Annotated in this window: 29 protein-coding genes and 1 tRNA gene; 11 read left to right on the plus strand and 19 right to left on the minus strand. The window is 65.4% G+C overall.

What is annotated here, in order from left to right; all coding sequences use genetic code 11:
• Positions 1-41 precede the first annotated feature (41 nt).
• The 5 genes from G6N66_RS25715 to G6N66_RS25735 all read right to left on the minus strand — a co-directional run bounded on the left by G6N66_RS25715 (position 42) and on the right by G6N66_RS25735 (position 3,070).
• Entirely contained in the window at positions 42-845 is an 804-nt protein-coding gene (locus tag G6N66_RS25715) for a hypothetical protein (protein ID WP_085230917.1), read from the minus strand.
• On the minus strand, positions 842-1,672 hold the full coding sequence (locus G6N66_RS25720; protein WP_197747052.1) for a DNA-processing protein DprA: 831 nt from the start codon (positions 1,670-1,672) through the stop codon (positions 842-844). Before G6N66_RS25720 ends, G6N66_RS25715 begins: the two co-directional genes overlap by 4 nt.
• Positions 1,673-1,977: 305 nt before the next feature.
• Positions 1,978-2,067: transfer RNA gene (locus G6N66_RS25725), tRNA-Ser, on the minus strand.
• Between the two features lie 29 nt (positions 2,068-2,096).
• The gene (locus G6N66_RS25730) at positions 2,097-2,552 is read right to left on the minus strand and encodes a nucleoside deaminase (RefSeq protein ID WP_085230919.1); all 456 of its coding nucleotides are present in this window, start codon (positions 2,550-2,552) and stop codon (positions 2,097-2,099) included.
• Positions 2,549-3,070, minus strand: coding sequence for a tRNA adenosine deaminase-associated protein (locus tag G6N66_RS25735; RefSeq protein WP_085230920.1), 522 nt, complete (start codon positions 3,068-3,070; stop codon positions 2,549-2,551). The genes G6N66_RS25730 and G6N66_RS25735 overlap by 4 nt, the downstream gene beginning before the upstream one ends.
• Positions 3,071-3,200: 130 nt before the next feature.
• Between G6N66_RS25735 and G6N66_RS25740 the strand changes: the two genes are divergently transcribed.
• Positions 3,201-4,145, plus strand: a complete 945-nt coding sequence (locus G6N66_RS25740) for a prephenate dehydrogenase (protein ID WP_179968372.1) — start codon at positions 3,201-3,203, stop codon at positions 4,143-4,145.
• On the opposite strand, the gene G6N66_RS25745 is transcribed toward G6N66_RS25740, so the two are convergent.
• From G6N66_RS25745 to G6N66_RS25765, 5 genes are read right to left on the minus strand one after another with little or no spacing between them, the layout of a single operon-like run.
• Complete coding sequence (locus tag G6N66_RS25745; RefSeq protein ID WP_139825010.1) at positions 4,108-4,704, minus strand: putative glycolipid-binding domain-containing protein; 597 nt, start codon at positions 4,702-4,704, stop codon at positions 4,108-4,110. The genes G6N66_RS25740 and G6N66_RS25745 overlap by 38 nt on opposite strands.
• Positions 4,705-4,708: 4 nt before the next feature.
• A complete protein-coding gene (locus tag G6N66_RS25750) occupies positions 4,709-5,449 on the minus strand; it encodes an ABC transporter permease (RefSeq protein ID WP_085230923.1) in 741 nt (246 codons plus the stop codon).
• Entirely contained in the window at positions 5,446-6,129 is a 684-nt protein-coding gene (locus G6N66_RS25755; RefSeq protein WP_085230955.1) for an ABC transporter permease, read from the minus strand. Before G6N66_RS25755 ends, G6N66_RS25750 begins: the two co-directional genes overlap by 4 nt.
• 2 nt (positions 6,130-6,131) lie before the next feature.
• Positions 6,132-7,235, minus strand: coding sequence for an ABC transporter ATP-binding protein (locus G6N66_RS25760; RefSeq protein ID WP_085230924.1), 1,104 nt, complete (start codon positions 7,233-7,235; stop codon positions 6,132-6,134).
• Positions 7,232-8,179: an ABC transporter substrate-binding protein gene (locus G6N66_RS25765; RefSeq protein WP_085230925.1), complete on the minus strand. Its 948-nt coding sequence runs from the start codon at positions 8,177-8,179 to the stop codon at positions 7,232-7,234. Before G6N66_RS25765 ends, G6N66_RS25760 begins: the two co-directional genes overlap by 4 nt.
• 112 nt (positions 8,180-8,291) lie before the next feature.
• On the opposite strand from G6N66_RS25765, the gene G6N66_RS25770 reads away from it, so the two are divergent.
• Positions 8,292-8,651 carry a LapA family protein gene (locus G6N66_RS25770; RefSeq protein WP_085230926.1) on the plus strand — a complete coding sequence of 120 codons (360 nt, stop codon included), beginning with the start codon at positions 8,292-8,294 and terminating at the stop codon, positions 8,649-8,651.
• On the opposite strand, the gene G6N66_RS25775 is transcribed toward G6N66_RS25770, so the two are convergent.
• Both G6N66_RS25775 and G6N66_RS25780 read right to left on the minus strand, forming a co-directional pair.
• Positions 8,640-9,689, minus strand: coding sequence for a phosphotransferase family protein (locus G6N66_RS25775; RefSeq protein ID WP_085230927.1), 1,050 nt, complete (start codon positions 9,687-9,689; stop codon positions 8,640-8,642). The genes G6N66_RS25770 and G6N66_RS25775 overlap by 12 nt on opposite strands.
• A 9-nt stretch (positions 9,690-9,698) precedes the next feature.
• Complete coding sequence (locus tag G6N66_RS25780; protein WP_085230928.1) at positions 9,699-10,310, minus strand: histidine phosphatase family protein; 612 nt, start codon at positions 10,308-10,310, stop codon at positions 9,699-9,701.
• Between the two features lie 50 nt (positions 10,311-10,360).
• Here G6N66_RS25780 and G6N66_RS25785 point away from each other — a divergent pair, with 50 nt between their 5' ends.
• The 7 genes from G6N66_RS25785 (at position 10,361) to G6N66_RS25815 (ending at position 16,948) form a co-directional block, all read left to right on the plus strand.
• Positions 10,361-10,999 (plus strand): class I SAM-dependent methyltransferase, encoded by a 639-nt coding sequence (locus G6N66_RS25785; protein ID WP_085230929.1) that lies wholly within the window; start codon positions 10,361-10,363, stop codon positions 10,997-10,999.
• A 63-nt stretch (positions 11,000-11,062) separates the two neighbouring features.
• A complete protein-coding gene (locus tag G6N66_RS25790) occupies positions 11,063-12,109 on the plus strand; it encodes a phosphotransferase family protein (RefSeq protein ID WP_085230930.1) in 1,047 nt (348 codons plus the stop codon).
• Between the two features lies 1 nt (position 12,110).
• Complete coding sequence (locus G6N66_RS25795) at positions 12,111-12,869, plus strand: SDR family NAD(P)-dependent oxidoreductase (protein WP_085230931.1); 759 nt, start codon at positions 12,111-12,113, stop codon at positions 12,867-12,869.
• An 11-nt stretch (positions 12,870-12,880) separates the two neighbouring features.
• Positions 12,881-14,164 (plus strand): acyl-CoA dehydrogenase family protein, encoded by a 1,284-nt coding sequence (locus G6N66_RS25800; RefSeq protein ID WP_085230932.1) that lies wholly within the window; start codon positions 12,881-12,883, stop codon positions 14,162-14,164.
• Positions 14,154-14,765, plus strand: a complete 612-nt coding sequence (locus tag G6N66_RS25805) for a TetR/AcrR family transcriptional regulator (RefSeq protein WP_276012284.1) — start codon at positions 14,154-14,156, stop codon at positions 14,763-14,765. The genes G6N66_RS25800 and G6N66_RS25805 overlap by 11 nt, the downstream gene beginning before the upstream one ends.
• Positions 14,765-15,733, plus strand: a complete 969-nt coding sequence (locus G6N66_RS25810; RefSeq protein ID WP_085230934.1) for an NADPH:quinone oxidoreductase family protein — start codon at positions 14,765-14,767, stop codon at positions 15,731-15,733. The genes G6N66_RS25805 and G6N66_RS25810 overlap by 1 nt, the downstream gene beginning before the upstream one ends.
• 63 nt (positions 15,734-15,796) lie before the next feature.
• A complete protein-coding gene (locus tag G6N66_RS25815) occupies positions 15,797-16,948 on the plus strand; it encodes a hypothetical protein (protein ID WP_139825011.1) in 1,152 nt (383 codons plus the stop codon).
• A 149-nt stretch (positions 16,949-17,097) separates the two neighbouring features.
• Here the strand turns inward: G6N66_RS25815 and G6N66_RS25820 are convergent, their stop codons facing one another.
• The gene (locus G6N66_RS25820; RefSeq protein ID WP_085230936.1) at positions 17,098-18,972 is read right to left on the minus strand and encodes an alkyl/aryl-sulfatase; all 1,875 of its coding nucleotides are present in this window, start codon (positions 18,970-18,972) and stop codon (positions 17,098-17,100) included.
• Positions 18,973-19,148: 176 nt separating this feature from the next.
• Between G6N66_RS25820 and G6N66_RS25825 the strand changes: the two genes are divergently transcribed.
• Positions 19,149-19,619: a lipoprotein LpqH gene (locus G6N66_RS25825; RefSeq protein ID WP_085230937.1), complete on the plus strand. Its 471-nt coding sequence runs from the start codon at positions 19,149-19,151 to the stop codon at positions 19,617-19,619.
• 8 nt (positions 19,620-19,627) lie between these two features.
• On the opposite strand, the gene G6N66_RS25830 is transcribed toward G6N66_RS25825, so the two are convergent.
• The 5 genes from G6N66_RS25830 to G6N66_RS25845 all read right to left on the minus strand — a co-directional run bounded on the left by G6N66_RS25830 (position 19,628) and on the right by G6N66_RS25845 (position 22,877).
• Positions 19,628-21,166 carry a sensor histidine kinase gene (locus G6N66_RS25830; protein ID WP_085230938.1) on the minus strand — a complete coding sequence of 513 codons (1,539 nt, stop codon included), beginning with the start codon at positions 21,164-21,166 and terminating at the stop codon, positions 19,628-19,630.
• Positions 21,144-21,848, minus strand: coding sequence for a response regulator transcription factor (locus G6N66_RS25835; RefSeq protein WP_085230956.1), 705 nt, complete (start codon positions 21,846-21,848; stop codon positions 21,144-21,146). The genes G6N66_RS25830 and G6N66_RS25835 overlap by 23 nt, the downstream gene beginning before the upstream one ends.
• A 112-nt stretch (positions 21,849-21,960) precedes the next feature.
• Positions 21,961-22,119, minus strand: coding sequence for a DUF6131 family protein (locus tag G6N66_RS28915; protein ID WP_169721501.1), 159 nt, complete (start codon positions 22,117-22,119; stop codon positions 21,961-21,963).
• Between the two features lie 28 nt (positions 22,120-22,147).
• The gene (locus tag G6N66_RS29825) at positions 22,148-22,366 is read right to left on the minus strand and encodes a hypothetical protein (protein WP_085230939.1); all 219 of its coding nucleotides are present in this window, start codon (positions 22,364-22,366) and stop codon (positions 22,148-22,150) included.
• 91 nt (positions 22,367-22,457) lie between these two features.
• The gene (locus G6N66_RS25845) at positions 22,458-22,877 is read right to left on the minus strand and encodes an MmcQ/YjbR family DNA-binding protein (protein ID WP_085230940.1); all 420 of its coding nucleotides are present in this window, start codon (positions 22,875-22,877) and stop codon (positions 22,458-22,460) included.
• A gap of 80 nt (positions 22,878-22,957) precedes the next feature.
• On the opposite strand from G6N66_RS25845, the gene G6N66_RS25850 reads away from it, so the two are divergent.
• The gene (locus G6N66_RS25850) at positions 22,958-23,803 is read left to right on the plus strand and encodes a glycoside hydrolase family 25 domain-containing protein (protein WP_085230941.1); all 846 of its coding nucleotides are present in this window, start codon (positions 22,958-22,960) and stop codon (positions 23,801-23,803) included.
• 33 nt (positions 23,804-23,836) lie between these two features.
• Here G6N66_RS25850 and G6N66_RS25855 read toward each other — a convergent pair whose 3' ends face one another.
• Positions 23,837-24,778: a class I SAM-dependent methyltransferase gene (locus G6N66_RS25855; protein ID WP_085230942.1), complete on the minus strand. Its 942-nt coding sequence runs from the start codon at positions 24,776-24,778 to the stop codon at positions 23,837-23,839.
• Between the last annotated feature and the right edge of the window lie 37 nt (positions 24,779-24,815).

Consider the following 24,815-nt stretch of genomic DNA (forward strand, 5'->3'; position numbering starts at 1 on the left):
GAGGACTTTCGATGAGCGCGATCAGTAGTACGGCAGCTTGGCTACGACGGTGCAAACTTGATGAGCCGCGGGCAATCCCCGCCCGTCCAGGGGCAGACGTCCGCGTCGTATGGGCGATCCCTGAAGTGCTCGTTTAGGACGCGTTTAGTCCGTGGGTCGTCTTTATCCATCCACCGTGCGACGGTCAATGCCGCCACTTTTACCGCTCCAGCTCGTTTGAGCGCCACAGCGACAGACTGAATGTGCCCGCCCGACGTCCAGGTGTCGTCTATCAGGAGCACATGAGCTCCCTCTGGCACGTCTGCCTTCACGTGATAGAGGGACGGGTCTAGCGCGCGGCGCTCCTGCTCAGTCTTACCCTTGGCGGCCTCCGCCGCGACCACTTCGATCTCGTACTCCTCGCCGAGCATGGGAAGGAGAATCTTTGTGCGAAGTGGATGATCGGACCCAATCGTCTTCAGCGACGGCACCGTTGCCCAATGGGTTGGTACCTCGCCGAGTAGCTCACTGACGCAGCCGAAGTGGTCCTTTACACCAAGGGTTACGAGTGAAGTCACCCGCTGTAAGAGAGCCTTGCTAGGCGGAGTGTCCTTGTAACCGCGCATAAGCTTGGCGCTCTGAGAATCACTGACGGCGTAGATGATCGAGCCCACCAAGTCGGCGGTGCTGTTTGAGCTGTAGTGAAACTCGCACGGATAGCATGTGTCGCACCCATCTTTCATCCAGGCACCGCGACATTTCGAGCACGTCTCACCCGCGATATGGGCGGTGTTCCTCAGATACCCACCCGCGTTCTGGATAAGGCTCCGTTTGATCTGTGCGAACGCAGCATCAGCGTTGGTCACCGGAACGAGAGCTGCCTCAACGCCTGCTCTGTGCGCTGCGGCTCGGATCGAATCTCCTCCACTATCGGTCCCAGCTCTCGCAAGCCGGCAACCACGTGGACTCCAGGAAGCTGCACCAATTTCTGGGCCCACTCATTGCGTTCCACAACCATATCCGTCAGGATCACAGGCCGACCGTGCTCGACCGCCATGCGCGCTTGTGTACGTGCACCGCTGGTTTCGCCGGCTTCCACGACAATGGTGGCCATGCCATAGCCCGACATTAGAGCGTTGCGCATTGGGAAGCTGTGCTTCTGTGGTGGTGCGTCTGGCCAAAACTGCGACAGCACCAATCCGAAGTCGGCGATGGCCGCTTGCAACTGGCGATTTTTCGCAGGATACGAGAGATTGCACCCGGTGCCAATAAACGCCACCGTCCGGCCCCCCTCGCTCAGCGCTGCGGTGTGCGCGGCGGTATCAATGCCTGCGGCCAGACCAGAGATGACCGTCAGCCCCTGTTTAACAAGGAATCGAGCAATCTTTGAGGCCATATCAAGGCCGCGCTCCGAGGCTTTGCGTGAGCCAACAACCGACATGCCAGGATCATCTTGATCGACTCGCCCCTGAGAAAATAGAAACGGCGGCGTCTCAACGATGTCGAGCAGTCGCCGCGGAAAGTCGTTGTCCAGCACGCTCATAAAGTGCAGGCCATCATGTTCCCACTTCTCGAGATCCGCCTCTGCTTCCTCCAGTGCGGCTGTCGCGGTCGGCAACGGGATGAGCTGCTCAGGGTTGTACTCCTGCCAGACGGTGAGGGCGCTGCCGCGCTCCAGAACTTCCTCGGTCAACTTCGGCCAGCTGAGCCCGTTAGGACGAGTGCGAAGTAGGGCGACGAGGGCGATTTGTTCATGGTTCATCGTTCGGCCCCCAGGCAGTCATGCGATGTCGCGCGGTGTCTTCGGGTGTCATACGTAGTCATACGTGCTCAATTGTGTCCTCAGGGTAAGACATGACCGGCGCACCGACCGACGTGACCAGCGCAATTCACGGCGGCGTGTTTTGTAGGCCTCGGCTCCAGTCTGCCGACCGCGACGCCGGATCGCAGCTTGGCCCGACCCGCATCCCTTAACCTCGATTGCAGGCGTTGGGGCTTTGGCGGTGGCGGAGGGATTTGAACCCTCGGACGGTGTTAGCCGTCACACGCTTTCGAGGCGTGCTCCTTAGGCCGCTCGGACACGCCACCGCCGTGCAGCTTACAGAACCGGCGGGCACTCATCCCAATCGTTGACGCGCGAAGAACGCCTCCAGCGGCGCGGCGCACTCCGCAGCGAGCACTCCCCCGCGCACCTCGGGGCGATGGTTGAGCCGCCGGTCGCGAACCACGTCCCACAGCGAACCGACCGCTCCGGTCTTGGGTTCCCACGCGCCGAACACCAGCCGCTCAACGCGTGCCAGCACCAGCGCGCCCGCGCACATGGTGCACGGTTCGACGGTGACGGCCAGCGTGGTCCCTTGCAGCCGCCAGCCGTCGCCGAGCACCCGGGCCGCCGCCCGCATCGCCAGGATTTCCGCGTGCGCGGTCGGATCACCAAGGGCCTCACGGGCATTGACCGCGCGGGCAAGTTCGGTGCCGTCGGCCCCGATGACCACCGCGCCGATGGGAACGTCGCGCAGACCGGCCGTCGCGGCAACCGCAAGCGCAGCGCGGATCAAATCTTCGTCGGTCACCGACCGAGGCGGTCGATCACCGCCGACAACTGTTCGGCGAAGCCCATCTCGCGCGCGATGCGGCCCAGTTGCTCGTCGGCGTACAAATCGGTTTCGTCGAGGATCACCCCGAGCACCGCTTCGGACAGCCCGACGTCGGACAGCAACCCCAAATCGCCCTCCTCGAACGGGTCCGCGTCCTCGAGATCCTCGGGATCGATGTCGGCGTCCAGGTTGTCCAGCACTTCGGCGGCGATGTCGTAGTCCAGCGCCGCGGTGGCATCGGAGAGCAACAGCCGGGTCCCCGAGGGCGCCGGGCGCACGATGACGAAGAATTCGTCGTCGACGTCCAGCAGGCCGAAGACGGCGCCCGCGCTGCGCAGTTCACGCAGTTCCGTCTCGGCGGCGCTCAGGCTTGTCAGCGACTTGGCGGTCATCTCGGAACAGCGCCATTTGCCCTCTTCGCGCACGACCGCAACGCCAAAGCCGTCCGGCACGTCCGCCGCGCGGCCTTTCGCTGGGGCCCGTTGTGCTCCCATGGCCGCTTACGGTAGTCGCTGACCAGGCTCCATGACCAGATCGACGCATTTAAAAGCAGCACTGGTCGCCGAACTGTGCCAACCTTGCACTGTGGCCGGCCCCGCTGCTTCCCCGATTTCCAAGACACCGGTGTGCGTGCTCGGGCTCGGCCTCATCGGCGGCTCGCTGATGCGGGCGGGCGCGGCGGTCGGCCGTGAAGTGTTCGGCTACAACCGCTCGGTGGAAAGCGCGCAGGGCGCCGTCGCCGACGGCTTTGACGCGACGACCGAACTCGGCGACACGCTGGCGCGCGCCGCCGATACCGGCGCGTTGATTGTGCTGGCGGTCCCGATGCCGGCGGTGCCGGCGATGCTCGCCCGGATCAGCGAGCTGGCTCCCCGGTGTCCGCTGACCGACGTCACCAGCGTCAAAAGCGCGGTGCTCGAGGCGGTCACCGCCGCCGGTCTGCGCGCACGATTCGTCGGAGGCCACCCGATGACGGGCACCGAGAACTCGGGTTGGGCCGCCGGGCACGCCGGACTGTTCACCATGGCCCCATGGGTGGTCAGCGTCGACGACGAGGTGGACCCCGTGGTGTTCGCGATGGTCATGACGTTGGCCCTGGACTGCGGTGCCGTGGTGGTCCCGGCCAAATCCGACGAGCACGACGCGGCGGCTGCCGCCATCTCGCATCTGCCGCACCTGCTCGCCGAGGCGCTCGCCACCAGCGTGAGCGAGGTGCCGTTGGCCTTCGCGCTGGCCGCCGGGTCTTTCCGGGACGCCACCCGGGTTGCCGGCAGCCCGCCCGATCTGGTGCGCGCGATGTGTGAAGGCAACTCCGACCAACTGGTGCCCGCGGTCGACCGGGCCATCGAGCTGCTGAGCCGCGCCCGCGACTCGTTGGCGTCCCACGGCTCGGTGGCCGAGCTCGTCGAGGCGGGTCACGCCGCGCGAACGCGCTACGACAGCTTCCCGCGCTCCGATATCTTCGGCGTCGTGATCGGCGCGGAGAACTGGCGCGAAGAGCTGGCCGCTGCTGGCCGGGCCGGCGGGGTGATCAGATCCGCTCTGCCAATCCTGGATAGTCCACGATGAACCCGTCGGCGTCGACGCTCACGGTGGTGTCGGCGACCGGGGAACGCAGCTTGATCCCATCCGGACGCCCCTGACTGGCGTAGCTCACCTCGGCCGCGGTCACCGACATCTCGGGCACGTGCACGTAGACCATCGGCAAGGTGATCGAGTCCGCCCGTTGATGCAGGCCGAGGCGCCGGATCGGGAACGCGTTGAAGAACGGGCTGAACACCACATCGACGTCGAGGGCCCCGTTGAAGGACGCCCGACTTTCGCCCTGGTGATCCGTGACCATCCACATGTTTTCCTCGTCCCGCGCGATGGCCAGCTGACGTTCCCGCTCGGCCAGCGTCACCGTCAGCCCGAAGCGTTTGGTGGCGCCGCTCTCGTCGGTCTGCACTTCGTAGAAGGCCCCGAACGCGGGATGGGTCGCCGTCGCGGCGGCCACGATGCGGCCGTTGGCCTTGATTCGGTTACCGGACAGCTGCACGCGCACCGATTCCATGCGCGAGACGTCCTGCGCACGCCACGTCAACATTGCAGGCCAGGCGCTCGGAGTCGGATCGGGGGCTGCGCTCACTCGTCTACCGTAGAGCGTGCGCACTGGCCGCGGCATGTTTGTCAACAAGTGCTCCTAACCACATTTTTATGGCCCGCGCGCCGTGCAGGCGACCGGTGCCGGGCACCGAGAACCACACCGCCAGCGCCAGCAGCGCGTCCAGAATCAGCGCCAGCGCTGCGACCATAAGCGCCCCGACCAGCGCCAGCTGGAATTCACGCATCTTGACCCCGTCGATCAGATAGCGGCCCAACCCGCCCAGGCTGGCATAGGCCGCCACCGTGGCGGTGGCGACGACCTGCAGCGTCGCGCTGCGCAACCCACCCAGAATCAGTGGCATCGCGTTCGGCACCTCCACCTGCATCAGCACCTGGCGCTCCGTCATGCCCATCGCACGGGCGGCGTCCACGACGGTTCGATCGACACTGGTGATGCCCGCGTACGTACCGGCCAACACCGACGGGATGCCCAGCAGCATCAGCGCCACCAGCGGCGGCCCCACGCCCAACCCGAAGACCAACACCCCGAGCAACAACACACCCAACGTCGGCAGCGCGCGCAGCACATTGACCGCCCCCACGACCACCAGCGTGCCGCGGCCGGTATGCCCGATGATCAGCCCGATCGGTATGGCGATCAGCGCCGACGCGCCTACCCCCAGCACGGTGTATTCCAAATGCTCGATCGTGCGCGCCGCCAGCCCGACCGGACCGGTCCAGTGGTCCGCGGTCAACAGGTACGCCATCGCCTTTTCGACGAAATTCATCGCGCGCCACCCACTATCGGCGACACCAACGGACGGCGTCTGCCGCTGCCCGCGCGTTCCCACGGCGTGAGTAGCCAGCCGGCCAGGACGATCAGCAGGTCCATGACGGCCGCGAGGGCCAGCACGACGATGATGCCGGCCACGATCTGATCGCTTTTGTTGGTCTGATACCCGGCGGTGAACCAGGCCCCGAGGCCGCCGATACCGATCACGGAACCGACCGAGACCATCGCGATGTTGGTCACCACGACCACCCGCAGCCCGGCGATCAGCACGGGAACCGCCAGTGGCAGTTCGACTTTCAGCATCCTGGTGAGGGTCGGGTATCCGACGGCAATAGCAGCGTCGCGCACGTGAACCGGCACCGCATCCAGCGCCTCGAGCACCGCGCGCACCAGCAGCGCCACGGCGTAGGCCGTGAGCGCGACGATGACGTTCGCCTCGTCGAGCACCCTGGTTCCGATGATCAGCGGCAAGACGACAAACAGCGCCAACGACGGAATGGTGAACACCACGGCGGCCGTGATGGTCGTGACCCGTCGCGCGATCGGCGCACGCTGGACCACCGCGCCGAGCGGCACCGCGACCGCGAGCCCGATCAACACCGGCAGCAACGACAGTCGCAGGTGCACGACGGTCAGCGCCCAGGCGCTGTCGAGGTGCTTCAGCAGATAGTGCACGGTCACGCCTTCCGGCGCGCGCGGCGTTCGTCAACGGCGGCCAGCACGTCGGTCGCCAGGATGCCGCCGATGACCTTGCCGTCGCTGTTCACGGCGACACCCACCGCCGACGGCGACGACAGGGCCGCATCGAGGGCTTGGCTGAGGTTTCCGCCCGGGCGAAGCTGCGAACCGATGGCCGTGATGGTGTCGGACAGCGGTGCGCCGCCGCGATGCCGCCGGACGGCGTCGGCGTCGATCCAGCCCACCGGGACGTCGTCATCGACGACCAGCGTCCAGCCTTCGGCAAGGTCGGAATCGGTGGAGAGGCTGCTGACCGAAATCCGGTCGATGGGGTGCAGCGGCAGCCCAGACGCGCCGATGAGTTGCAGCCAGCGGTAGCCACGGCCGAGGCCGATGAACTTCGATACAAAGGCATTGGCCGGGCGCGACAGCAGCCGCGCCGGCTCATCGTATTGCTCGAGCACACCGCCGCGTCCGAACACCGCGACCCGGTCGGCGAGCTTGAGCGCTTCGTCGATGTCGTGCGTGACGAACACGATGGTCTTATGCAATTCGCTTTGCAGGCTGAGGATTTCGTTCTGTAGCTCGTTGCGGACAACCGGATCGACGGCAGAAAACGGCTCGTCCATCAACAAAATCGGCGGATCGGCGGCCAGCGCCCGCGCTACCCCGATGCGTTGTTGTTCTCCTCCGGAAAGCTGCGCGGGATAACGGGTGGCAAGCTTGGCGTCCAGTCCAACCCGTTCCAGCACCGCGTAGGCGGCCTTGCGCGCGGCGCGGCGCGATTGGCCGCGCAGCACGGGAACGGTTGCGATGTTGTCGATCACGCGCTGATGGGGCATCAGCCCGGCGTTCTGGATGACGTAGCCTATCCCCAGGCGCAGCTTCACCGGATCAACGGTCGAAACGTCTTTCCCGTCGACCGTGACCGTTCCCGAGGTCGGATCGACCATCCGGTTGATCATCCGCAGCGTCGTGGTCTTGCCGCTGCCCGAGGAGCCGACGAAGACCGTCAGCTCGCCGTCGTGGATCTTCATACTTACCTGATCCACCGCGGTGTTGCCGCCGGGGAACAACTTGGTGACCTTGTCGAAGACGATCATTGGCCGATTGGGTGATTGAAGCCGTTGTCGCGCACCCAGTTTCGTGCTGCCTGGGCGGGATCCATCCCTGCGTTACCGGCGACGGCGGCATTGAGCGCGGCCACGCCCGCAGAGGTCAGTTTGGCCGATACGGCGTCGAGCACATTAATAAGGAGGTCGGACTTCTTCTGCGAATTCACCAGCGGCACAATGTTACCGGCGAGAAAGTTATGTTGGGGGTCGTCGAGGACCACCAGGTGATTTTGCAAGATAGCCGGTGACGTGCTGAAGATGTCGGCCGCGTGCACCTTTCCCTCGACCAGTGCTCGCACCGTCACCGCGCCGCCGGCGTCCTCGATCGCCACGAAGTTACCGGGGCTGATCGTCAGCCCGTACTTCTGCTTCAGGCCCGGAAGCCCGGACGGGCGGGACTGGAAGTCGGACGGCGCCGCGAACCTCACGTCCGCCGAATGTACTGCCAAGTCGGCGATTGTTGTCAGATCCCACTCCTTGGCCGTCGCGTTGGTGACGGTGACGGTGTCGGTATCAGATGCCGCCGACGGGCTCAGAATCGACAGGTCGGCGGGCAATCGCTGGTGGAGCTCGAGCTCGACGGCGTCCAGCATGGTCGCCTTCGAGTTGGGGGCAAAGTACAGCAACAAATTGCCGATGTACTCGGGTACCAGGTCGATCGAATGGTCCTTGAGCGCTGGCACGTACGTTTCGCGGCTGCCGATTCCAGGGCGGCGACCGACCTCAAAGCCGTTGGCCTGCAAGGCTTGAGCATAGATCTCGGCAACGATCTCGGATTCGGGAAAATCACCCGATCCGACCACGATGGATCTCATGCTGCGGGTCTCGGCACCCAGCGGATCGGAGTTGGCGCAGGCCGCGGTCAGACACGTCACCGCAACGCATGCGGTGACAGCGAAGGTCGCGACGCGCATACGCCCCGACCTCCTCATGGCATTGACACTAACCTCGGAAACTACGAGACGCTGTGGCATAAGGTTCAGCCGCGGCAGGTTTATCGCGTCGTTTGTTTATTTCTGGGCCAGATGGGTCAAAGATGGAACCATGAGCAGCGATCCCTCTGCCGGGCCCGATAACACAAGTGCGGCTGTACCTGCACCGACCGCAGGTCCGCCGCCCAAGGATCCGTCGGCCACGTTGACCCGCGCCGGTGCGCTGTGGACGTCGTTGACGGCCGGTTTCCTGATCCTGATCCTGCTGCTGGTCTTCATCATCCAGAACATGGAGAGCTCGGCGTTCACCTTCTTGGGCTGGCATTGGAGCCTGCCGCTGGGTGTGGCGATGCTGCTGGCCGCCATCGGCGGCGGGCTGATCACCGTGGCCGTCGGCACCGCGCGGATCCTGCAACTGCGGCGGGCGGCCAAGAAGAGTCATGCGGCCGCTTTGAAGGCTTCAGCCAGGTAGCTTCGCGAGCTCGGCCAGGCCGCGCGAAATCAACGGCGCGACCACCTCGGGCCCCTCGGATGCGTCATCCATTCCCTGCGCCTGCTCGGCCATGCGCCTGCGAAAGTCGATGCCGGCGGCGATGATCGCGAGCTTGAAGTAGGCCAGCGCCATGTAAAACTCCCAGTGCGCCAACGGCAGCCCGGAAACCAGCGAGTAACGATCGGCCAGCTCGTCGGCCGTCGGCAGCAGCGGTGAGGTCCAGGCCGCTTGGGCGTTGACGATGAGGTCCAGCGCGGGATCGCGGTAGACGCACATCAGGGCGGCGTCGCTGAGCGGGTCGCCGAGCGTCGAAAGCTCCCAATCCACCACGGCACGCACCCGGGTGGGGTCGTCGTTGTCGAGGATGGTGTTGTCGATCCGGTAGTCGCCGTGCACGATCGAGGTGCGGCTCTGCTGCGGAATGGATTGGTGCAGACCGGAATGCAGGCGCGCGACGTCGGCGTCGCGGTGGTCGTCGGGCAGCCGCACCAGGTCCCATTGCGAACCCCATCGGCGCACTTGGCGTTCCAGGTAGCCGGTGGGTTTGCCGAAATCGCCCAGCCCCACCGCGTGCGGGTCAACGCTGTGCAGGTCGACGAGCACCCTGATCAGTGCGTCGACGCAGCCGTCGATGACGGTGTGGTTGAAGGCCTCCAGCTGCGCGCGCCGGCGCACCACTTGGCCCACAACGAATTCGACGATCTGGAAGGGAGCGCCCAGCACCGCGTCGTCCTCGCACAGCGCGATGGTGCGCGCCACCGGAACCGCGGTGTCCTGCAGCGCGGCCACCACCCGGTACTCGCGGGCCATGTCGTGCGCCGAAGGAGTCAAACCATGCAGCGGTGGGCGCCGCACCAGCCAGTTCGTCTTGTCGTCGTAGACCCGAAACGTCAAATTGGAGCGGCCACCGGAGATGAACTGCGCACGCAACTCCCCGTCGCGCTCGATGCCCAGCGAACGCAGATATTGGTCCAACCCGCCCAGGTCGAGCCCCTCGAGTCGGTCAGTTGAAGTCACCGAACTTGTTTACCACCGCTGCTGATTGCGGGGTAACAGGTCCCACACGTGTTCAGTCGAGTTGACCGCCGCCACCGTCGCCTGGCCGGACCGGGAGTACAGCAGCCGGGTCAGCGATGCGTAGTCGATGGGAAACGACAACAGCCTGGCGGTACCCAGGATCTCGTGCAGCAGCACGTTGATCACCCCGCCGTGGCTGAACACCGCGACCGTGTCTTCGGGATTGGCCGCGGCGACAAGGTCCTCGACCGCCGCACGGACCCGGGCGCGAAAAGCGCCCTCGTCGACCGCGCCGGGTAGCTGCCCTGCCGCCATCCGCGCCCATTCCTGCGGGTTTTCCTCGCGGATGTGCTCGATGGGGATGTAATGCGGCAGGCCGCGGTCGTATTCGGCGAAGCGGTCGTCGATCTCGACGGGCAAGTCACGCATCGCCGCGACCGGTTCCGCCGTCTGAATGGCACGGCGCTGCGGGCTGCTCACCACCCGCGAGATGGGAAACCGGGCGAGCGCGTCGGGCAGGCGCTTGACCTGAGCCAGCCCGTCCTCCGACAGGGCCGGGTCGGAGCCATCGCCGGGTTCGCTGCGCAGGGGCAGCGCGTGCCGGATCAGGAGCACTTGCATGCCGTTACTTTCGCACGCGGTGGTTCTAGGCTCGATCCCGAGGAGGCAAGATGACCGATCCGAGCATCGAGTGGGACGCCGCCTACCGACAAGAAGCACCACCGCCATGGAGCATCGGCCGGCCGCAGCCCGAGCTGGCGGCTCTGATCGATCAGGGCAAGGTGCGCAGCGACATCCTGGACGCCGGCTGCGGCCACGCCGCCCTCTCGCTTTCACTCGCCGCGCGTGGCCACACCGTCGTCGGCCTGGATGCCAGCCCGACGGCGATCGCTGCGGCGTCCGCGGCGGCCGCCGAACAAGGGTTGACGACAGCGACTTTCGCGCAGGCCGACATGACCAGCTTTCGCGGCTATGACGGCCGCTTCGCCACGATCTTCGATAGCGGATTGCTGCACGTCCTGCCCGCCGAGAAGCGCCAGGAGTATCTGGGGTCGATCTTTCGGGCCGCCGCGCCCGGGGCGGCGCTCTACATCCTGGCGTTTGAAGCCGGGGCACTCCCCGGCGCGGGCGGGCCGCGCGGCTTCACCGAAGCCGAGTTGCGCGGCGCCGTGGCCGAACTTTGGAGCGTCGACGATCTGCGTCCGGCGAAGGTGTACGGCAACGGCAGTGCGCTGCCTTCGGTCGAGCACGACGACGACGGCTTCTTCCGGGCGCCCGGCTTCCTGGTCAGCGCGCACAAACCGGATTAAGAGGCCCTTCCCAAACGTGCGGAGAATGGTATTCTCCGCACGGAGAGCGAGGTGTGCGGGCCTATGTCGACGATCGACGAGACACAACTTGACGCGGATGTGCTGGCTCGGTGGCTGGACGAAAACGACGCCCCCGGCGCCGGTGAGGAACCCACGCTGCAACTGCTGAAGGGCGGCTCGCAGAACACCCTCTATCTGATCGAGCGCGGCGGGGAGCGGATGGTGCTGCGCATGCCCGGGGCGCGCGCCGACGCCGCTCGCATCGACGGGCTGCTGCGGGAAATCCGGTTGGTGCGGGCGCTGTCGGGCACCGACGTACCGCACGCCGCGCTGATCGCCGCCGACGACACCGGCACCGTGCTGGGCATGCCGTTCTACGTCATGCAAGCCATCGACGGGTGGAGCCCGATGGACGGCGGATGGCAGGCGCCCTTCGACACCGACCTGGCGGCCCGGCGCGGCTTGGCGTTCGAACTCGTCGACGGCGCAGCCAAGCTGGGCCGCGTGGATTGGCGCACCCAGGGCCTGGAGGGCTTCGGCCGCCCAGACGGATTCCACGAACGACAGGTCGACCGCTGGCTGAAGTTTCTCGACGCCTACAAGGTGCGCGAACTTCCCGGCCTCGACGAGGCCGCCTCATGGCTGCGCGATAACCGGCCCGCGCACTACACGCCCGGCATCATGCACGGGGACTACCAGTTCGCCAATGTGATGTTCGCGCATGGCGGTCCGGCTCGACTGGCCGCGATCGTGGACTGGGAGATGACGACGGTGGGCGATCCGCTGCTGGACCTGGCCTGGGCGCTGCTGGGCTACGACGGCGAAAATCCCAGCGACGACGGCTTCTATCTGGACATGAAGGGCATGCCGACCCGCAGCGAGCTGCTCGCGCACTACGAGAAGGTCAGCGGGCTTTCCACCGAAAACATCGACTATTACCTGGTGTTGGCCAACTGGAAGCTCGGCATTGTGCTGGAGAAGACGTACGCCGCCGGGGTGCGGACCGGCAAAGTGGATCCCAAGATTCAAGATGCTTTCGGGGCGATGATCCCGCGGTTGATCGCGACGGCCGCTGAACTTGCGCGGTCCTTACCAAGCAAGGGACGGTGAAATGGGCTACGCCGATACGCTTTTCGACCTTACCGACCACGTCATCCTGATCACCGGTGGCAGCCGCGGACTGGGCCGGGAAATGGCCTTTGCCGCAGCGCACTGCGGAGCCGACGTGGTGATCGCCAGCCGCAACATGGACAACTGCGTGGCCACCGCCAAGGAGATCGAGGCCGAAACCGGCCGCACCGCAATGCCTTATCAAGTGCACGTGGGGCGCTGGGACCAGCTCGACGGCTTGGTTGAGGCGACCTATGAGCGCTTCGGCAAGATCGACACGTTGATCAACAACGCCGGCATGTCCCCGCTCTACGACAAGCTGAGCAACGTCACCGAGAAGCTGTTCGACGCGGTGGTCAACCTGAACCTCAAGGGGCCCTTCCGATTGTCAGCGTTGGTGGGCGAGCGGATGGTGGCCGCGGGCAGCGGCTCGATCATCAACGTAAGCTCCACCGGATCGCTGCGCCCCAACGGCGGGATCATTCCCTATGCCGCGGCCAAGGCCGGGCTCAACGCGATGACCGAAGGACTTGCGCAGGCATTCGGACCCGCGGTGCGGGTCAACACCTTGATGGCCGGCCCGTACCTGACCGACGTCAGCAAGGCTTGGGATCTCGGTGACGGCAACAATTTCTCCCACCTTGCCTTGAAACGCGCCGGCGATCCACGCGAAATCGTCGGCGCCGCATTGTTTTTAGCCTCCGAGGCGTCGAGTTTCACCACCGGCTCGATCTTGCGGTCCGACGGTGGTATCCCTTAAGGAGTATTCGAATGGCATGGGACTTTTCCACCGAACCGGAGTTTGAGAAGAAGCTGGAGTGGATCCGCGAGTTCGTGCGCGAGGAAGTGGAACCGCTCGAGGTGTTGTTTCCCGGGTGCGAGTTCCTCCCGCTGAACGACGAGCGGCGCCGCATCGTCGATCCGCTCAAACAGCAGGTCCGCGACAACGGCTTGTGGGCACCGCATTTGGGCCCAGAACTGGGCGGCCAGGGCTTCGGCGCGGTCAAACTGACGCTGATCAATGAGATTCTGGGTCGCAGTCCGTGGGCGCCGATCGTGTTCGGAACGCAGGCGCCCGACACCGGCAACGCGGAGATCATCGCCCGCTTCGGGACGCAGGAGCAAAAGGACCGCTACCTTGCCGGCCTGCTGTCCGGGGAGATCTTCTCGTGCTTCTCGATGACGGAACCGCAAGGCGGCGCCGACCCGCGGGTGTTCACCACCCGCGCGGTGCGCGATGGGGACGACTGGGTCATCACGGGCCGAAAGTACTTCTCGTCCAACGCTTCCGTCGCATCATTTTTCATCGTCGTCGCGATCACCGATCCCGATGTCCCAGTCCATACCGGCGCATCGACCTTCCTGATTCCCGCCGGCACCGAAGGGCTGGTGCTGGAGGCCAACCACCACCTGGTCGGCGCGGATCCGCACGAGCCGGGGCACTCCCTGGTGCACTACGACGGAGTACGGGTGCCGTCGGATGCGCTGCTCGGCGAACCGGGACAGGGCTTTTTGATCCTGCAAACCCGACTTGCCGGCGGCCGACTGCATCATGCGATGCGCTCCATCGGCATGGCGCAGCGCGCGGTCGAGATGATGTCCCGACGGGCGAAAAGCCGCTTCACGCAGGGTAGCTCGCTGGCCGATAAGCAGCTCGTGCAAGAATTCGTCGCCGACTCGTACACCGAGTTGATTCCGTTCCGGCTCACGGTACTGCACGCCGCGTGGCTGATCGACAGCGGCGACGAGCGGGCCGCGCGCGCGGAGATCGCGGCGTGCAAGATCCTGGCCTCACAGGTTTTGAAATCTATTGCGCTGCGCGCGATCCAAGTGCATGGGGCGCTCGGCCTCACCGACCAGCTACCGCTGGTCAACGTGCTGCTCGGCGGCATCGCGCTCGGGCTGGCCGACGGGCCTACAGAGGCGCATAAGGTCAACCTGGCCCGGATGCTGCTCAAGGGCTATGACGCCGAGGATGGCGATTGGCCCAGTGAAATGCTGGACGTCCGGCGTGCGGCGGCGCGCGCCAAATACGGTGAGCTCGTTGAGCAATAGAGTGACCGCGGCCGTCGAGCGCGCGCTCGATGACCGGCAGCGCGAGGCCACCGAAGAAGTGGAACGCATCCTGGCCGCGGCGGTGCGGGTGATGGAACGGGTCGCACCCGAACCACCGCGCGTCAGCGATATCGTGGCCGAGGCCGGCTCGTCGAACAAGGCGTTCTACCGATACTTCGCCGGCAAGGACGATCTCATTCTCGCGGTCATGGAACGCGGTGTGGCGATCGTCGTCTCCTATCTGCAGCACCAGATGGCCAAGGAAATCAGACCCGAGGACAAGATCGCTCGCTGGATCGAAGGCACGCTCGCACAGGTCGCCGACCCGCACCTGATCAGCATGAGCCGCGCCGCCGCAGGGCAATTGTCGGCCGCGCCTAATTGGCCTGCGGGAGACCAGGAAATGATGCGGCCGCTGCGTGATCTGTTGATCGGGCCGGTGTCCGCGCTGGCCAGTACCGATGTTGATCGTGATGTCAATGCCGTTTTCAACTGCACGGCAGCGATGCTGAGACGGTACGTGGGTTCGACGGACCGACCGGATGCGGCCGACATCACGCACCTGGTGCAATTCTGCCTGCGCGGGTTGGGGGTCGGCTGATGCGCGCGGTCGTATGCCGTGCCTACGGCACACCAGAAGATCTGGTCATCGACGATGTTCCCGAACCGGTCCCGAGTCCCGGCCAGCTTCTGGTGCGCGTGCGTGCGGCGGCGGTCAACTTTCCCGACGTGCTCTTCATCGCCGGCAAGTATCAGGTGAAGATTCCGCCGCCCTTCATACCGGGCAACGAGATTGCGGGCGAAGTGATCGCTGCCGGCGAAGGCGCGCCGTTCAGCCCGGGGCAGCGCGTCGCCGGAACCACCTTCGGCGCGTTCGCCGAGCAGGCGCTGCTCGACGCGGGCCAGGCGACGTTGGTGCCCGACGACGCCGACTTCGCGTCGGCCGCGGCCTTCGGCGTCACCTACCGCACCGCCTATCACGCCTTGCGATCGGTTGCCCAGGTGGCAGAAGGTGATTGGGCAGTGGTGTTGGGCGCGGCCGGCGGCGTGGGGTTGGCGGCCGTGGACCTGGCGGTGGCGATGAAGGCTCGCGTACTGGCGGCGGCGTCCAGTCCGGAGAAGCTGGAGATCTGCCGTCAGCGCGGGGCGGAGGCCGTCGTCGACTACGACCGCGAGGACCTGAAAGCCCGCATCCGTGAACTGACCGGTGACGCGGCCCGCGTCGTCCTCGACCCGGTCGGCGGTAAGTATTCCGAGCCGGCGCTGCGCGGGCTCGCCCGTGGCGGCACCTTCATCACTTTGGGCTATGCGGCCGGCGCGATTCCTGCCATTCCGCTCAATCTCGTTTTGCTCAAAGACATCTGCGTGCGCGGCATGGAAATTCGCACCTTCCTCGGCGACCACCCCGACGAGGCCGTGCGCGACATGGCGGAGCTGGCGCAGATGTTCGCCGTCGGCACGGTTCGTCCCTACATCGGCGCACGGTTCCCGTTGGACGAAACCCCCGCGGCGCTGCGGTATGTGGCCGATCGCAAGGTGCTGGGCAAGGTGGTCATCGACATTCCTTGACGCGCGGCGGTCGCGGTCTACTCTGATCCCATGTCGGAGGTCGGACTCGGCGCGCTGCTGGTATTGCTGCACGGCGCCGCTGACTCGTTTCGAACCGTTCAAGCGACCTACCGCACCTGGCGTCACGAGCAGCGGTTGCTGGAGGCGTTCCGCGCCAACACCGAGGAGCGAAAGCGTCGCGGCGCTTTCATCAGCAGCGTCTCCGCCGTTCGGCGCACCGATGGTGAACCCGAGCCCCCCGAAACCGAAGAGACGATGCGCATCTGGCGCGATGGCGAACGAATCCGCGAAGAGCACCACGGCGGCCGCCGAGACGGCTACTACGGTGTCGCTGACGGCCCGCTGTGGTGGTTCTGGGACGAGCAGATGGGCGCGACGAGCAACCAGAACGATCCCAGCGTCGGCAGCGGCATAGGACAAGAGCTCCAGATCATGCTCAATCCGACACCGCTGCTCAGTGCGCTGACCTTTCGCGTGGTCGGGAATTCCGAGGTTGCGGGCAGGACCACGGTCACAACTCACGCCACTGCCCGTCCACAGGATCCACGTCACGGGGGATTCGTCCACGGCGTCCACGAACTCGGTACCGGCGCCGATTACTACCGGCTCGAGGTTGACCAGGAGCGCGGGGTGCTACTCGCGGTCACCGCGATCCAAGACGAACAGCCTTTCTACAAGATCACCACGTTGGCGATCCGCTTCGACGAACCGATCCCCGCCGAGACCTTCCGGTTCGTCCCACCGGAAGGCGAAGAGATCCAGCCCTTCCAAAGTCGTCGCCGCAGTTTGCAACCCATCACGCTCCCCGAAGCCCAGCAGCGCGCCCCATTCACCGTTCTCATGCCAGACCGCGTGCCCGCCGATTGGCAGCTCCTGCACTGCATGTGCAGTGAGCCCAATCACCGGCCACCAACGCCGGCGATGGTCTCGCTGAACTATCGGTCGCACGACGGACACGAGAGCATCTCGATCTCGCAGATCGCCGCGACAGACGTTTCCCGCCAGTACGGGCACATGATCGACGACGAAAACTGGCGCGAGCTGGCCCGCGATGGGACGTCGGTCAAAGTCAGACCAGCCGAATGGGGTCAAGCGCAGGCTTACATCGAACGCGAGGGAACGTTCGTATTCCTTGTCTCTGACAACCTCACCAGCGACCAGCTCGCAACAATCGCTGCGAGCATGCGGCCCGCACCGAGCACCAGCAGCTTCTAACGCGGTTTCGCGCACCGCAGGCGACAGCGGGACCGACGCCCTTCTCGAGACTGAAGCCACGCACGTCCGTCGCGGCGTGTCGTGTGCGTAGGTTCAGTGTCGCGGTGACCGCACGCTCAGAGCATGGCGCCCGTGGCGCTCGGCCCTGCCTACGGCGTGATGATGTTGAAGCTCGGGTCCAGCTCGTCGAGCACCCCCAGCAGCGACTGCAGCGCCGTCTCGTCGCCGGACAACTCCAGCCCGGGTGACGTGAAGTCACCGAAAGCCGCTGTTAGCAAACGCATCTTGCTGTCCAGCCGCACGGTTACGGTCGCGGATGCGGGGTCGGCGGCGACCTTGCGATAGACGAGCACGCCGTTGCGCAGGGTGAGTCGGTAATTGGTGGCCGTGTCGCCGAAGGTGATGTCGAAAGCAAGGTCGAGGTCCCAGCTGCGCGGACCGTTGACCCGGATGGCGAGGCTGTCGAAGATCTGCTCGGGCGTGAGTTGCGCCAGCAATGTCGGCGAAGCGGTCGACGTGGCGGTGCCGAAGTTGCCGTCACGCAATTCCGTTGCACCAGAAATAAAGAAGTTGCGCCAGGTCGCGTTTTCGGCGCCGTACCCCATCTGTTCCAGGGTGTCGGCGTAGAGCTCACGGGCGGCCGCGTGTTCGGTATTGGTGAATATCGCGTGATCGAGCAGTGTTGCCGCCCAACGGAAGTCACCCGAATCGAACGCCGCCCGAGCAAGATCGACCACTCGGTCGATACCGCCCATGGCTTCGACGTATCGGGGAGCCAGCGCCTCGGGCGGGTGCGGCCACAGCCGGCCGGGGTTGCCGTCGAACCACCCCATGTAGCGCTGGTAGACCGCCTTCACGTTGTGGCTGACGGACCCGTAGTAGCCGTGGGTGTGCCAGGCCCGCTCCAAAGCCGGTGGCATTTGGAACATCTCGGCGATCTCCACACCGGTATAGCCCTGGTTCAGCAACCGCAGCGTCTGATCATGCAAGTAGGCGTACAAATCCCGTTGCAGCGACAGGAATTCGAGGATCTGCTCGCGCCCCCATGTCGGCCAGTGATGCGACGCGAACACCACGTCGCTGCGGTCGGCGAAGGTGTCGATCGCCTCGGTGAGATACCCCGACCATGCGTGCGGGTCGCGCACCAGCGCGCCCCGCAGCGTGATCAGGTTGTGCAGGTTGTGGGTGGCGTTCTCGGCCATGCACAAGGCACGAAAACGCGGGAAATAGAAGTGCATTTCGGCGGGGGCCTCGGTGCCCGGCGCCATCTGGAACTCGATCTCCACGCCATCGATCGTGTGCGTCTCGCCCGTCGTCTTGATGTCGAGGGTCGGGACGATAAGCGCTATCTCGCCCGTGGACGCGGCCTGGCCCAGCCCGCACCCCACCTGGCCCTGCGGTCCGCGCGCCAGCATGCTGCCGTACATGTAGGTTGCCCGCCGCGTCATCGCCGTGCCGGCGTAGACGTTCTCCTGGACGGCGTGCGCGGTAAATCCTTCCGGCGCCAACACCACAACCCGACCGGCGTCGACGTCGGCCTGGGAGGTCACGCCGAGCACGCCGCCGAAATGGTCGACATGGCTGTGGGTGTAGATGACCGCGACGACGGGCCGGTCGCCGCCGCGGTGGGTGCGGTACAACTGCAGCGACGCCGCGGCCACCTCGGTGGACACCAGCGGATCGATGACGATGATCCCGGTGTCGCCCTCGACGAAGGTGATGTTGGACAGGTCCAGGCCGCGGACCTGGTAGATCCCCGGCACCACTTGGTAGAGGCCTTGTTTGGCGGCCAGGGTCGACTGCCGCCACAGGCTGGGGTGCACCGACGCCGGCGCAGGCCCGTCGAGGAAGGCGTACGCGTCGTTGTCCCACACCACGCGACCGTCGGCGGCCTTGACGACGCACGGGGTCAGGGCAGCAATGAATCCACGATCGGCGTTGTCGAAGTCCGCAGTGTCGTGAAACGGCAGCGCGAGTTCGCTATGGCGTGACTGAATGGCCGTGGTAGGCGGTTTGGGAGGCACCGTCCATACCTTGCCATCAGCGCGTCCCGTCGAGAAGTACCTGTTCAGATGACGACAAGCAAACGAATTAGAAATTATTTCCCCGCGGACCCTAGCTCTGCGGTCCAATTAACCCGCATACTTCCGGTGCGGTCCTCAATGCCGACGGACCGCCAACATCGGGCAAAGGAGAACACGTGAAGCGTGGACTGACGGTCGCGGTGACCGGAGCGGCAATTTTGGCCGCCGGCATTACCGGGTGTTCAGGTAACAAGTCGGGCGGCGGTGTCGCGACTTCCGTGCCGGGAGGCTCGGTGTCCGTCGGCGGCGCGAACAAGGCGAAGGTCACCATCGACGGCAAGGACCAGAACGTTCAGGGCACCACCGTCTGCACGAAGGCTGGCGGCAATGTCAGCATCGCGGTCGGCGGGAGCAGCACCGGGATCAGTGTCGTGCTCACCGATGCCAATCCGCCCGCGGTCAAGGCGGTCCAGCTCGGCAACGTCAACGGCGTGACCCTTCAGTACGCGCAGGGCGGGCAGGGCAACGCCTCGGTGACCGTGGACGGTAACACCTACAAGATCACCGGCACTGCGACCGGCGTGGACATGGCCAACCCGACACAGCCGGTGAACAAGCCGTTCGAAATCGACGCGACTTGTTCCTAATTCGACTTCTAGTTCGAGGATGACGCGGGCGGTTGCCGCCCGTTAGGTGACGGGAGTGGCAACCGCACCGTGAACTCGGTATGCCCGGGTGCGCTGTCCACCGTGATAGTTCCGTGGTGCGCCTTGACCACAGCGGAAACGATCGCCAGGCCCAGCCCGGTGCTGCCGCCTTTGCTCGAGCGCGAGGTATCGCCGCGCGCGAAGCGCTCGAATACCTCCGACTGCAGCTGCGCCGGAATGCCGGCGCCGTTGTCGATGACCTGCAGCACGCTGTGCGCGGGCTCGGTGGTCAACCGGGTGGTGACGACGGTGCCCGGGGCGGTGTGGATGCGGGCGTTGGCAAGCAGGTTGGTCACCACCTGGTGCAGCCGTGCCGCATCACCGGTGACGATCACGGGCTCGTCGGGCAGGTCCAGCTCCCACTGATGATCCGGTCCCGCGACGTGAGCGTCGCTGACAGCGTCGACCGCCAGTCGCGTCAGGTCCACCGGTTCGCGTTGTAGCGGCTGGGCGGAATCCAGGCGGGCGAGCAACAGCAGGTCCTCGACGAGGCGCGTCATCCGAGCGGTTTCGGAAGCGACCCGGCTCATCGCCTGCGCCCTGGCCTCGCGATCCCCGTCATCCCGGCCCATCCGTTGGGCGAGTTCGGCGTACCCGCGGATCGCGGCCAGCGGCGTGCGCAACTCGTGACTCGCATCGGCGACGAACTGACGGACGCGGGTCTCGCTGGCTTGCCGTGCCGACAGCGCGCCCGCGATGTGGTCGAGCATCCGGTTCAGTGCCGATCCGAGCTGGCCCACTTCGGTGTGCGGGTTCGCGTCGGATTCGGGCACCCGGACCGGCAATTCGACTTCACCGCGGGCCAGCGGAAGGTCCGCTACTCTGCTCGCGGTTTGCGCGACGCGCCGCAACGGCGCCAGCGCACGCCGAATGATGATGGCGCCCGCGATCGTTGCGGCCGTCAGCGCGATCAGGGTGACGATCACCAAGATGATCAGCATTCGCAGCATCGTGGCGTCGACGGTGGACATCGACAGGCCCGTGACGATGATGTCGCCGCCGCGGCGGGCCGGGGCGGTGACGACGCGATAGCGCCCGAGGCCGTCGAGATCCAGGGTTACCGGCTTGCGGCTGCCGGCGATGCCTTGCAGTTGTTCCTGGGCGGCCGGGCTGACAGCGGCGCGGGTGCCGGTGCTGGTCAGGTAGCCGACATCGACGACCTTGCCCTTACTGATCACCGCCGCCACCATGCCGGCCGGCTGGCCCGGGGCATCGAGGAACCTCGGACCGGGGCCGGGGGTCGGATAGTAAGAGTGCGCTTGCCGCCAACCCGGACGCTTCGGTTCGGGATAGAGCAGGGCCGAGCGGTACGACGTACCGGCGAGCTGACCGTCGAGCTGCCTCACCAAGTGATGCAGCAGGGCCAGCTCGGTGGCCGCGCTGATGCCGAGGCACACGACAGCGAGTACGACGATCTGTCCGGCCAACAGCCGGAAGCGAAGCGACCAGACTCGCCGTGCCTTGTTAGCGGGCTGGCTTGAGGACATACCCTGCGCCGCGCAGCGTGTGGATCATCGGCTCGCGACCGTTGTCGATCTTCTTGCGCAGGTAGGAAATATAGAGTTCGACGATGTTGGACCGGCCGCCGAAGTCATAGCTCCAGACCCGGTCCAGAATCTGCGCCTTGCTCAGCACGCGTTTCGAGTTGCGCATCATGAACCGCAGCAGCTCAAACTCGGTGGAGGTCAACGCGATTGGCTCCCCGGCACGCGTCACCTCGTGACTGTCCTCGTCGAGCACCAGGTCGCCGACCACCAGCTGCGCACCGCTGTCCACCGTCGTCACGCCGGTGCGCCGCAACAGCGCCCGCAATCGCAGCACGACCTCCTCGATGCTGAACGGCTTGGTGACATAGTCGTCGCCGCCGGCGGTGAGCCCGGCGATGCGGTCTTCCACCGCGTCCTTGGCGGTGAGCAGCAGCACCGGTAACTGGGGGTGCTCTTCGCGCAGTTTGTGCAGGACGTCGAGACCGCTCATATCGGGCAACATCACGTCGAGCACGACGACGTCGGGCCGCTGAGTGCGGGCCGCCGCGATAGCCGCCGACCCGTCACTGGCGGTGGCGATGTTCCAGCCCTCATAACGCAGTGCCATCGACACCATCTCGGCAAGGACAGCTTCATCATCGACGACGAGCACATTGATCGGATTTCCGTCGGCACGGCACATCACGACGCGCTCGACCGGAGTTTTGGCCTGAGTCACAGCTTCCAGTATCCGCGCCCGACTTGACTTGGGCTATGGAAAACCTATGTCTGCGCTGTGAAGGGACGTCGTGGCGTCAGTACCAGTATCGACGCCCAGCAACGGGGCGGCCCACCGCGCCCAGGATCCACAGGATCGCGCCGATCACGAGCAATACGATGCCGATCGTCGTCAGAATGGAAAGTTGGGGGAACACCAATCCGAGAATGATCAAGATGACACCCAATGCGATCATGATGACTTCCTTTGTTCGAGGTGAATGTTCACTGCTTTGGCTGCGGTAGCTGCGGCGACTGGATATCGCAATTCACGCGGGGATTGAGTTTGTAATTCAATGGGCCCGCGATCACGGTCGTTGCGATGGACGCCGCTGAGGCACAGTTGGTAGGACCACCCTTGAAGTAGTCCCGTTGCCACGCTGCTAGGACTCCGACGAGTAACCACACCACGACAATCGCGCTAAGAATTCCACGACCTCGCATCGTGACCTCCGTTGTGTCCGAGAAAAATTCCCGTGCGGCTAGCGATACCCGTTGGACTCGTGTCTAAACATTGCTGTAATCAGCACGCGCACTAGTGATGTTGCGCAAGCCAGGCGGCGGCGCGCCGCTTGGACGCCCGCGACAACCAGGCGTCCTGTATTAGTTCCGTTAGTTCCGCCCTGCCGATTTCGGCGAGTCGACTGGCCCGCACCAGCACCGAGGGATGACCGTCGAAGTGGCCCGTGGTGAAGAACGGCGAATCCGGATCCTGGACCAGTGCCAGCTTGTCGCCCTCGGACTCCACCCACAGCATGATGACGTCGGGGTAGCGCTCGCCGGTCACCTCGTCGACGGCGTCGGGTTGGGGCGTGCGGAAGAACACGAACGACTTGCCGCCCACCTGATAGATCGCGTTGCCCTTGGGCCCTTCCAACCGCGTCACGTGGGGCATCGAGGCGGCGATTCGATGCACGTCGTCGACCCGGGCGGGTCGATCAGCGCGGTCAGCCATAGCCGCGACGATACCGAGGGGTAGCGCCCCGATATTTCGGGTAACACAGACTGCGACCCCTACCGTCAAAGAGAGCAGCCGTGACCGACACCCTGTTCGCCGACGTCTCGGAATACCAAGTACCCGTGGATGACTCGTATCCGTACCAGGTGCTTTCAATCCGCGTCAGCGACGGCACGTACCAAGATCACAACTTCGCCGCCAACTACGCGTGGCTGCGCGGGGCGCTGGACAGCGGACGGATGACATTTGGGATCGTGTACACCTATGTGCGCCCGAATTCGTCGGCCACCGCCGACACGGTGCGTTCGATGATCGACGCCGGTGGCGGCCTGCATCCGCGGGTGGCACTGATGCTCGACGTCGAATCGGGCGGCAATCCGGCGGGCGACGGGTCGAGCTGGATCAACGATGTGTATTGGAACCTCGCCGACTACGCGGGCTCCCCGGCTCGAATCATCGGCTACGCCAACTCCTTTGACTTCTACAACATGTGGCGGGTGCGCCCGGACGGCCTGCGCGTAGTCGCGGCCGGCTATGGGGCGAATCCGAACCTTCCCGGACAAGTGGCGCACCAATACACTGACGGCACTGGTTACAGCCCCAATCTGCCGCAGGGCGCTCCCCCATTCGGCAACTGCGACATGAATTCTGCCGATGGGCTGACACCGCAAGCATTCGCCGCCGCATGCGGCATCACAACGAACGGAGGTTGGCTGATGGCCCTCACCGACGACGAGCAAGCCGAACTGTTGTCCAAGGTCCGCGACATCTGGGACCAACTGCGCGGGCCCGGCGGCGCTGGCTGGCCGCAACTGGGGCAGAACAGCGAAGGGCAAGACCTTACGCCCGTCGACGCGATCGCAGCGATCAAGCAAGACGTCGAACGCCTGGTGCCGTCGGCCGCATCGGGGGGCGCTACCTAGCCGCCGCGAATCATCACCAGGGGTTCCCGCGCGTCAACCACGCCGTTGGGCAGTCACGAAAAGGGTTGGCGGCATTGTGGCTTCGGCGCCGTCGGGAATGGTGCGGTCATAGCGAGCCATCAGCTCGGGGAAGGTCACCGCCGAGACGTCCCAGCCACGTTCGCGGAGCCATGCGTCGACGGGTGTGCGTTCCTCGGGATACCAGAGGTCGTCGAAGTCAGTTACCTCGGTGTCGAAGAGTGTGGCGGCCGCGGCCCGCAGTCGCCGCATCTCCTCACGCTGGCGCCGCACCACGTCGGGATCGGTGAAACCCGCAGCAGGGACGTTGGAAGCCAGCCAACTGCCCTCGGCGCTCAGCGAGTGGATGCGCTCGAACAACAGATCCTGGGCCTCGGCTGGCAGGTAGCGCACCAGACCCTCGGCCGACCATGCTGTCGGTTGTGATGCGTCAAAACCCGCTTCCTGCAAAGCCTTTGGCCAATCCTGGCGCAGGTCAATCGGGACGGTCACCAACCTCGCCGCCGGGTGTGCGCCATGCTGTTCAAGCGTTGTCGTCTTGAAGTCCAACACCTTGGGTTGATCCAGCTCGTAGACGACGGTGCCGTCCGGCCAGGGCAGCCGCCAGGTGCGTGCGTCCAGGCCGGACGCGAGGATCACCACCTGCCGAACGCCGGCATCGGCCGCGCCGAGAAAGAATTCGTCAAACAGCGCCGTGCGGATGGCCATGAAGTCGGTCATCAGCTGGAGGCGGGCTCCGAGCTCCGGTTCGGTCTCCGTCGCCTTGGCCATCAGCGTGGGGTTGGCGTAGATGCTCCACATCCCCTCCCCCGCCGCGTCGACGAATACCCGGGCGAAGGGGTCGTTGATGAGCGGGTGTTCGCTCTCGGTCTCCGCGGCACGCGCGGCGGCGACACCCAGCGCGGTGGCCCCGACGCTTTGCGTGATGTCCCAGGAATCGTTGTCGGTACGCGGCATCGCCAGTCCCTTCGCAGCCAGAAATTTAGTTCCGCGC

The organism is Mycobacterium conspicuum, assembly GCF_010730195.1.
GTDB lineage: Bacteria > Actinomycetota > Actinomycetes > Mycobacteriales > Mycobacteriaceae > Mycobacterium > Mycobacterium conspicuum.

Bases quoted from the DNA above. Each gene is read 5' to 3' on its own strand.
- G6N66_RS28915 (WP_169721501.1), bottom strand. From the start codon at position 22,119: ATGATCGCATTGGGTGTCATCTTGATCATTCTCGGATTGGTGTTCCCC.
- G6N66_RS25845 (WP_085230940.1), bottom strand. From the start codon at position 22,877: ATGGCTGACCGCGCTGATCGACCCGCCCGGGTCGACGACGTGCATCGA.
- G6N66_RS25810 (WP_085230934.1), top strand. From the start codon at position 14,765: ATGCGCGCGGTCGTATGCCGTGCCTACGGCACACCAGAAGATCTGGTC.
- G6N66_RS25765 (WP_085230925.1), bottom strand. From the start codon at position 8,179: ATGAGGAGGTCGGGGCGTATGCGCGTCGCGACCTTCGCTGTCACCGCA.
- G6N66_RS25800 (WP_085230932.1), top strand. From the start codon at position 12,881: ATGGCATGGGACTTTTCCACCGAACCGGAGTTTGAGAAGAAGCTGGAG.
- G6N66_RS25760 (WP_085230924.1), bottom strand. From the start codon at position 7,235: ATGATCGTCTTCGACAAGGTCACCAAGTTGTTCCCCGGCGGCAACACC.
- G6N66_RS25795 (WP_085230931.1), top strand. From the start codon at position 12,111: ATGGGCTACGCCGATACGCTTTTCGACCTTACCGACCACGTCATCCTG.
- G6N66_RS25855 (WP_085230942.1), bottom strand. From the start codon at position 24,778: ATGCCGCGTACCGACAACGATTCCTGGGACATCACGCAAAGCGTCGGG.
- G6N66_RS25750 (WP_085230923.1), bottom strand. From the start codon at position 5,449: ATGAATTTCGTCGAAAAGGCGATGGCGTACCTGTTGACCGCGGACCAC.
- G6N66_RS29825 (WP_085230939.1), bottom strand. From the start codon at position 22,366: ATGCGAGGTCGTGGAATTCTTAGCGCGATTGTCGTGGTGTGGTTACTC.
- G6N66_RS25785 (WP_085230929.1), top strand. From the start codon at position 10,361: ATGACCGATCCGAGCATCGAGTGGGACGCCGCCTACCGACAAGAAGCA.
- G6N66_RS25835 (WP_085230956.1), bottom strand. From the start codon at position 21,848: ATGTGCCGTGCCGACGGAAATCCGATCAATGTGCTCGTCGTCGATGAT.
- G6N66_RS25770 (WP_085230926.1), top strand. From the start codon at position 8,292: ATGAGCAGCGATCCCTCTGCCGGGCCCGATAACACAAGTGCGGCTGTA.
- G6N66_RS25790 (WP_085230930.1), top strand. From the start codon at position 11,063: ATGTCGACGATCGACGAGACACAACTTGACGCGGATGTGCTGGCTCGG.
- G6N66_RS25735 (WP_085230920.1), bottom strand. From the start codon at position 3,070: ATGGGAGCACAACGGGCCCCAGCGAAAGGCCGCGCGGCGGACGTGCCG.
- G6N66_RS25780 (WP_085230928.1), bottom strand. From the start codon at position 10,310: ATGCAAGTGCTCCTGATCCGGCACGCGCTGCCCCTGCGCAGCGAACCC.
- G6N66_RS25830 (WP_085230938.1), bottom strand. From the start codon at position 21,166: ATGTCCTCAAGCCAGCCCGCTAACAAGGCACGGCGAGTCTGGTCGCTT.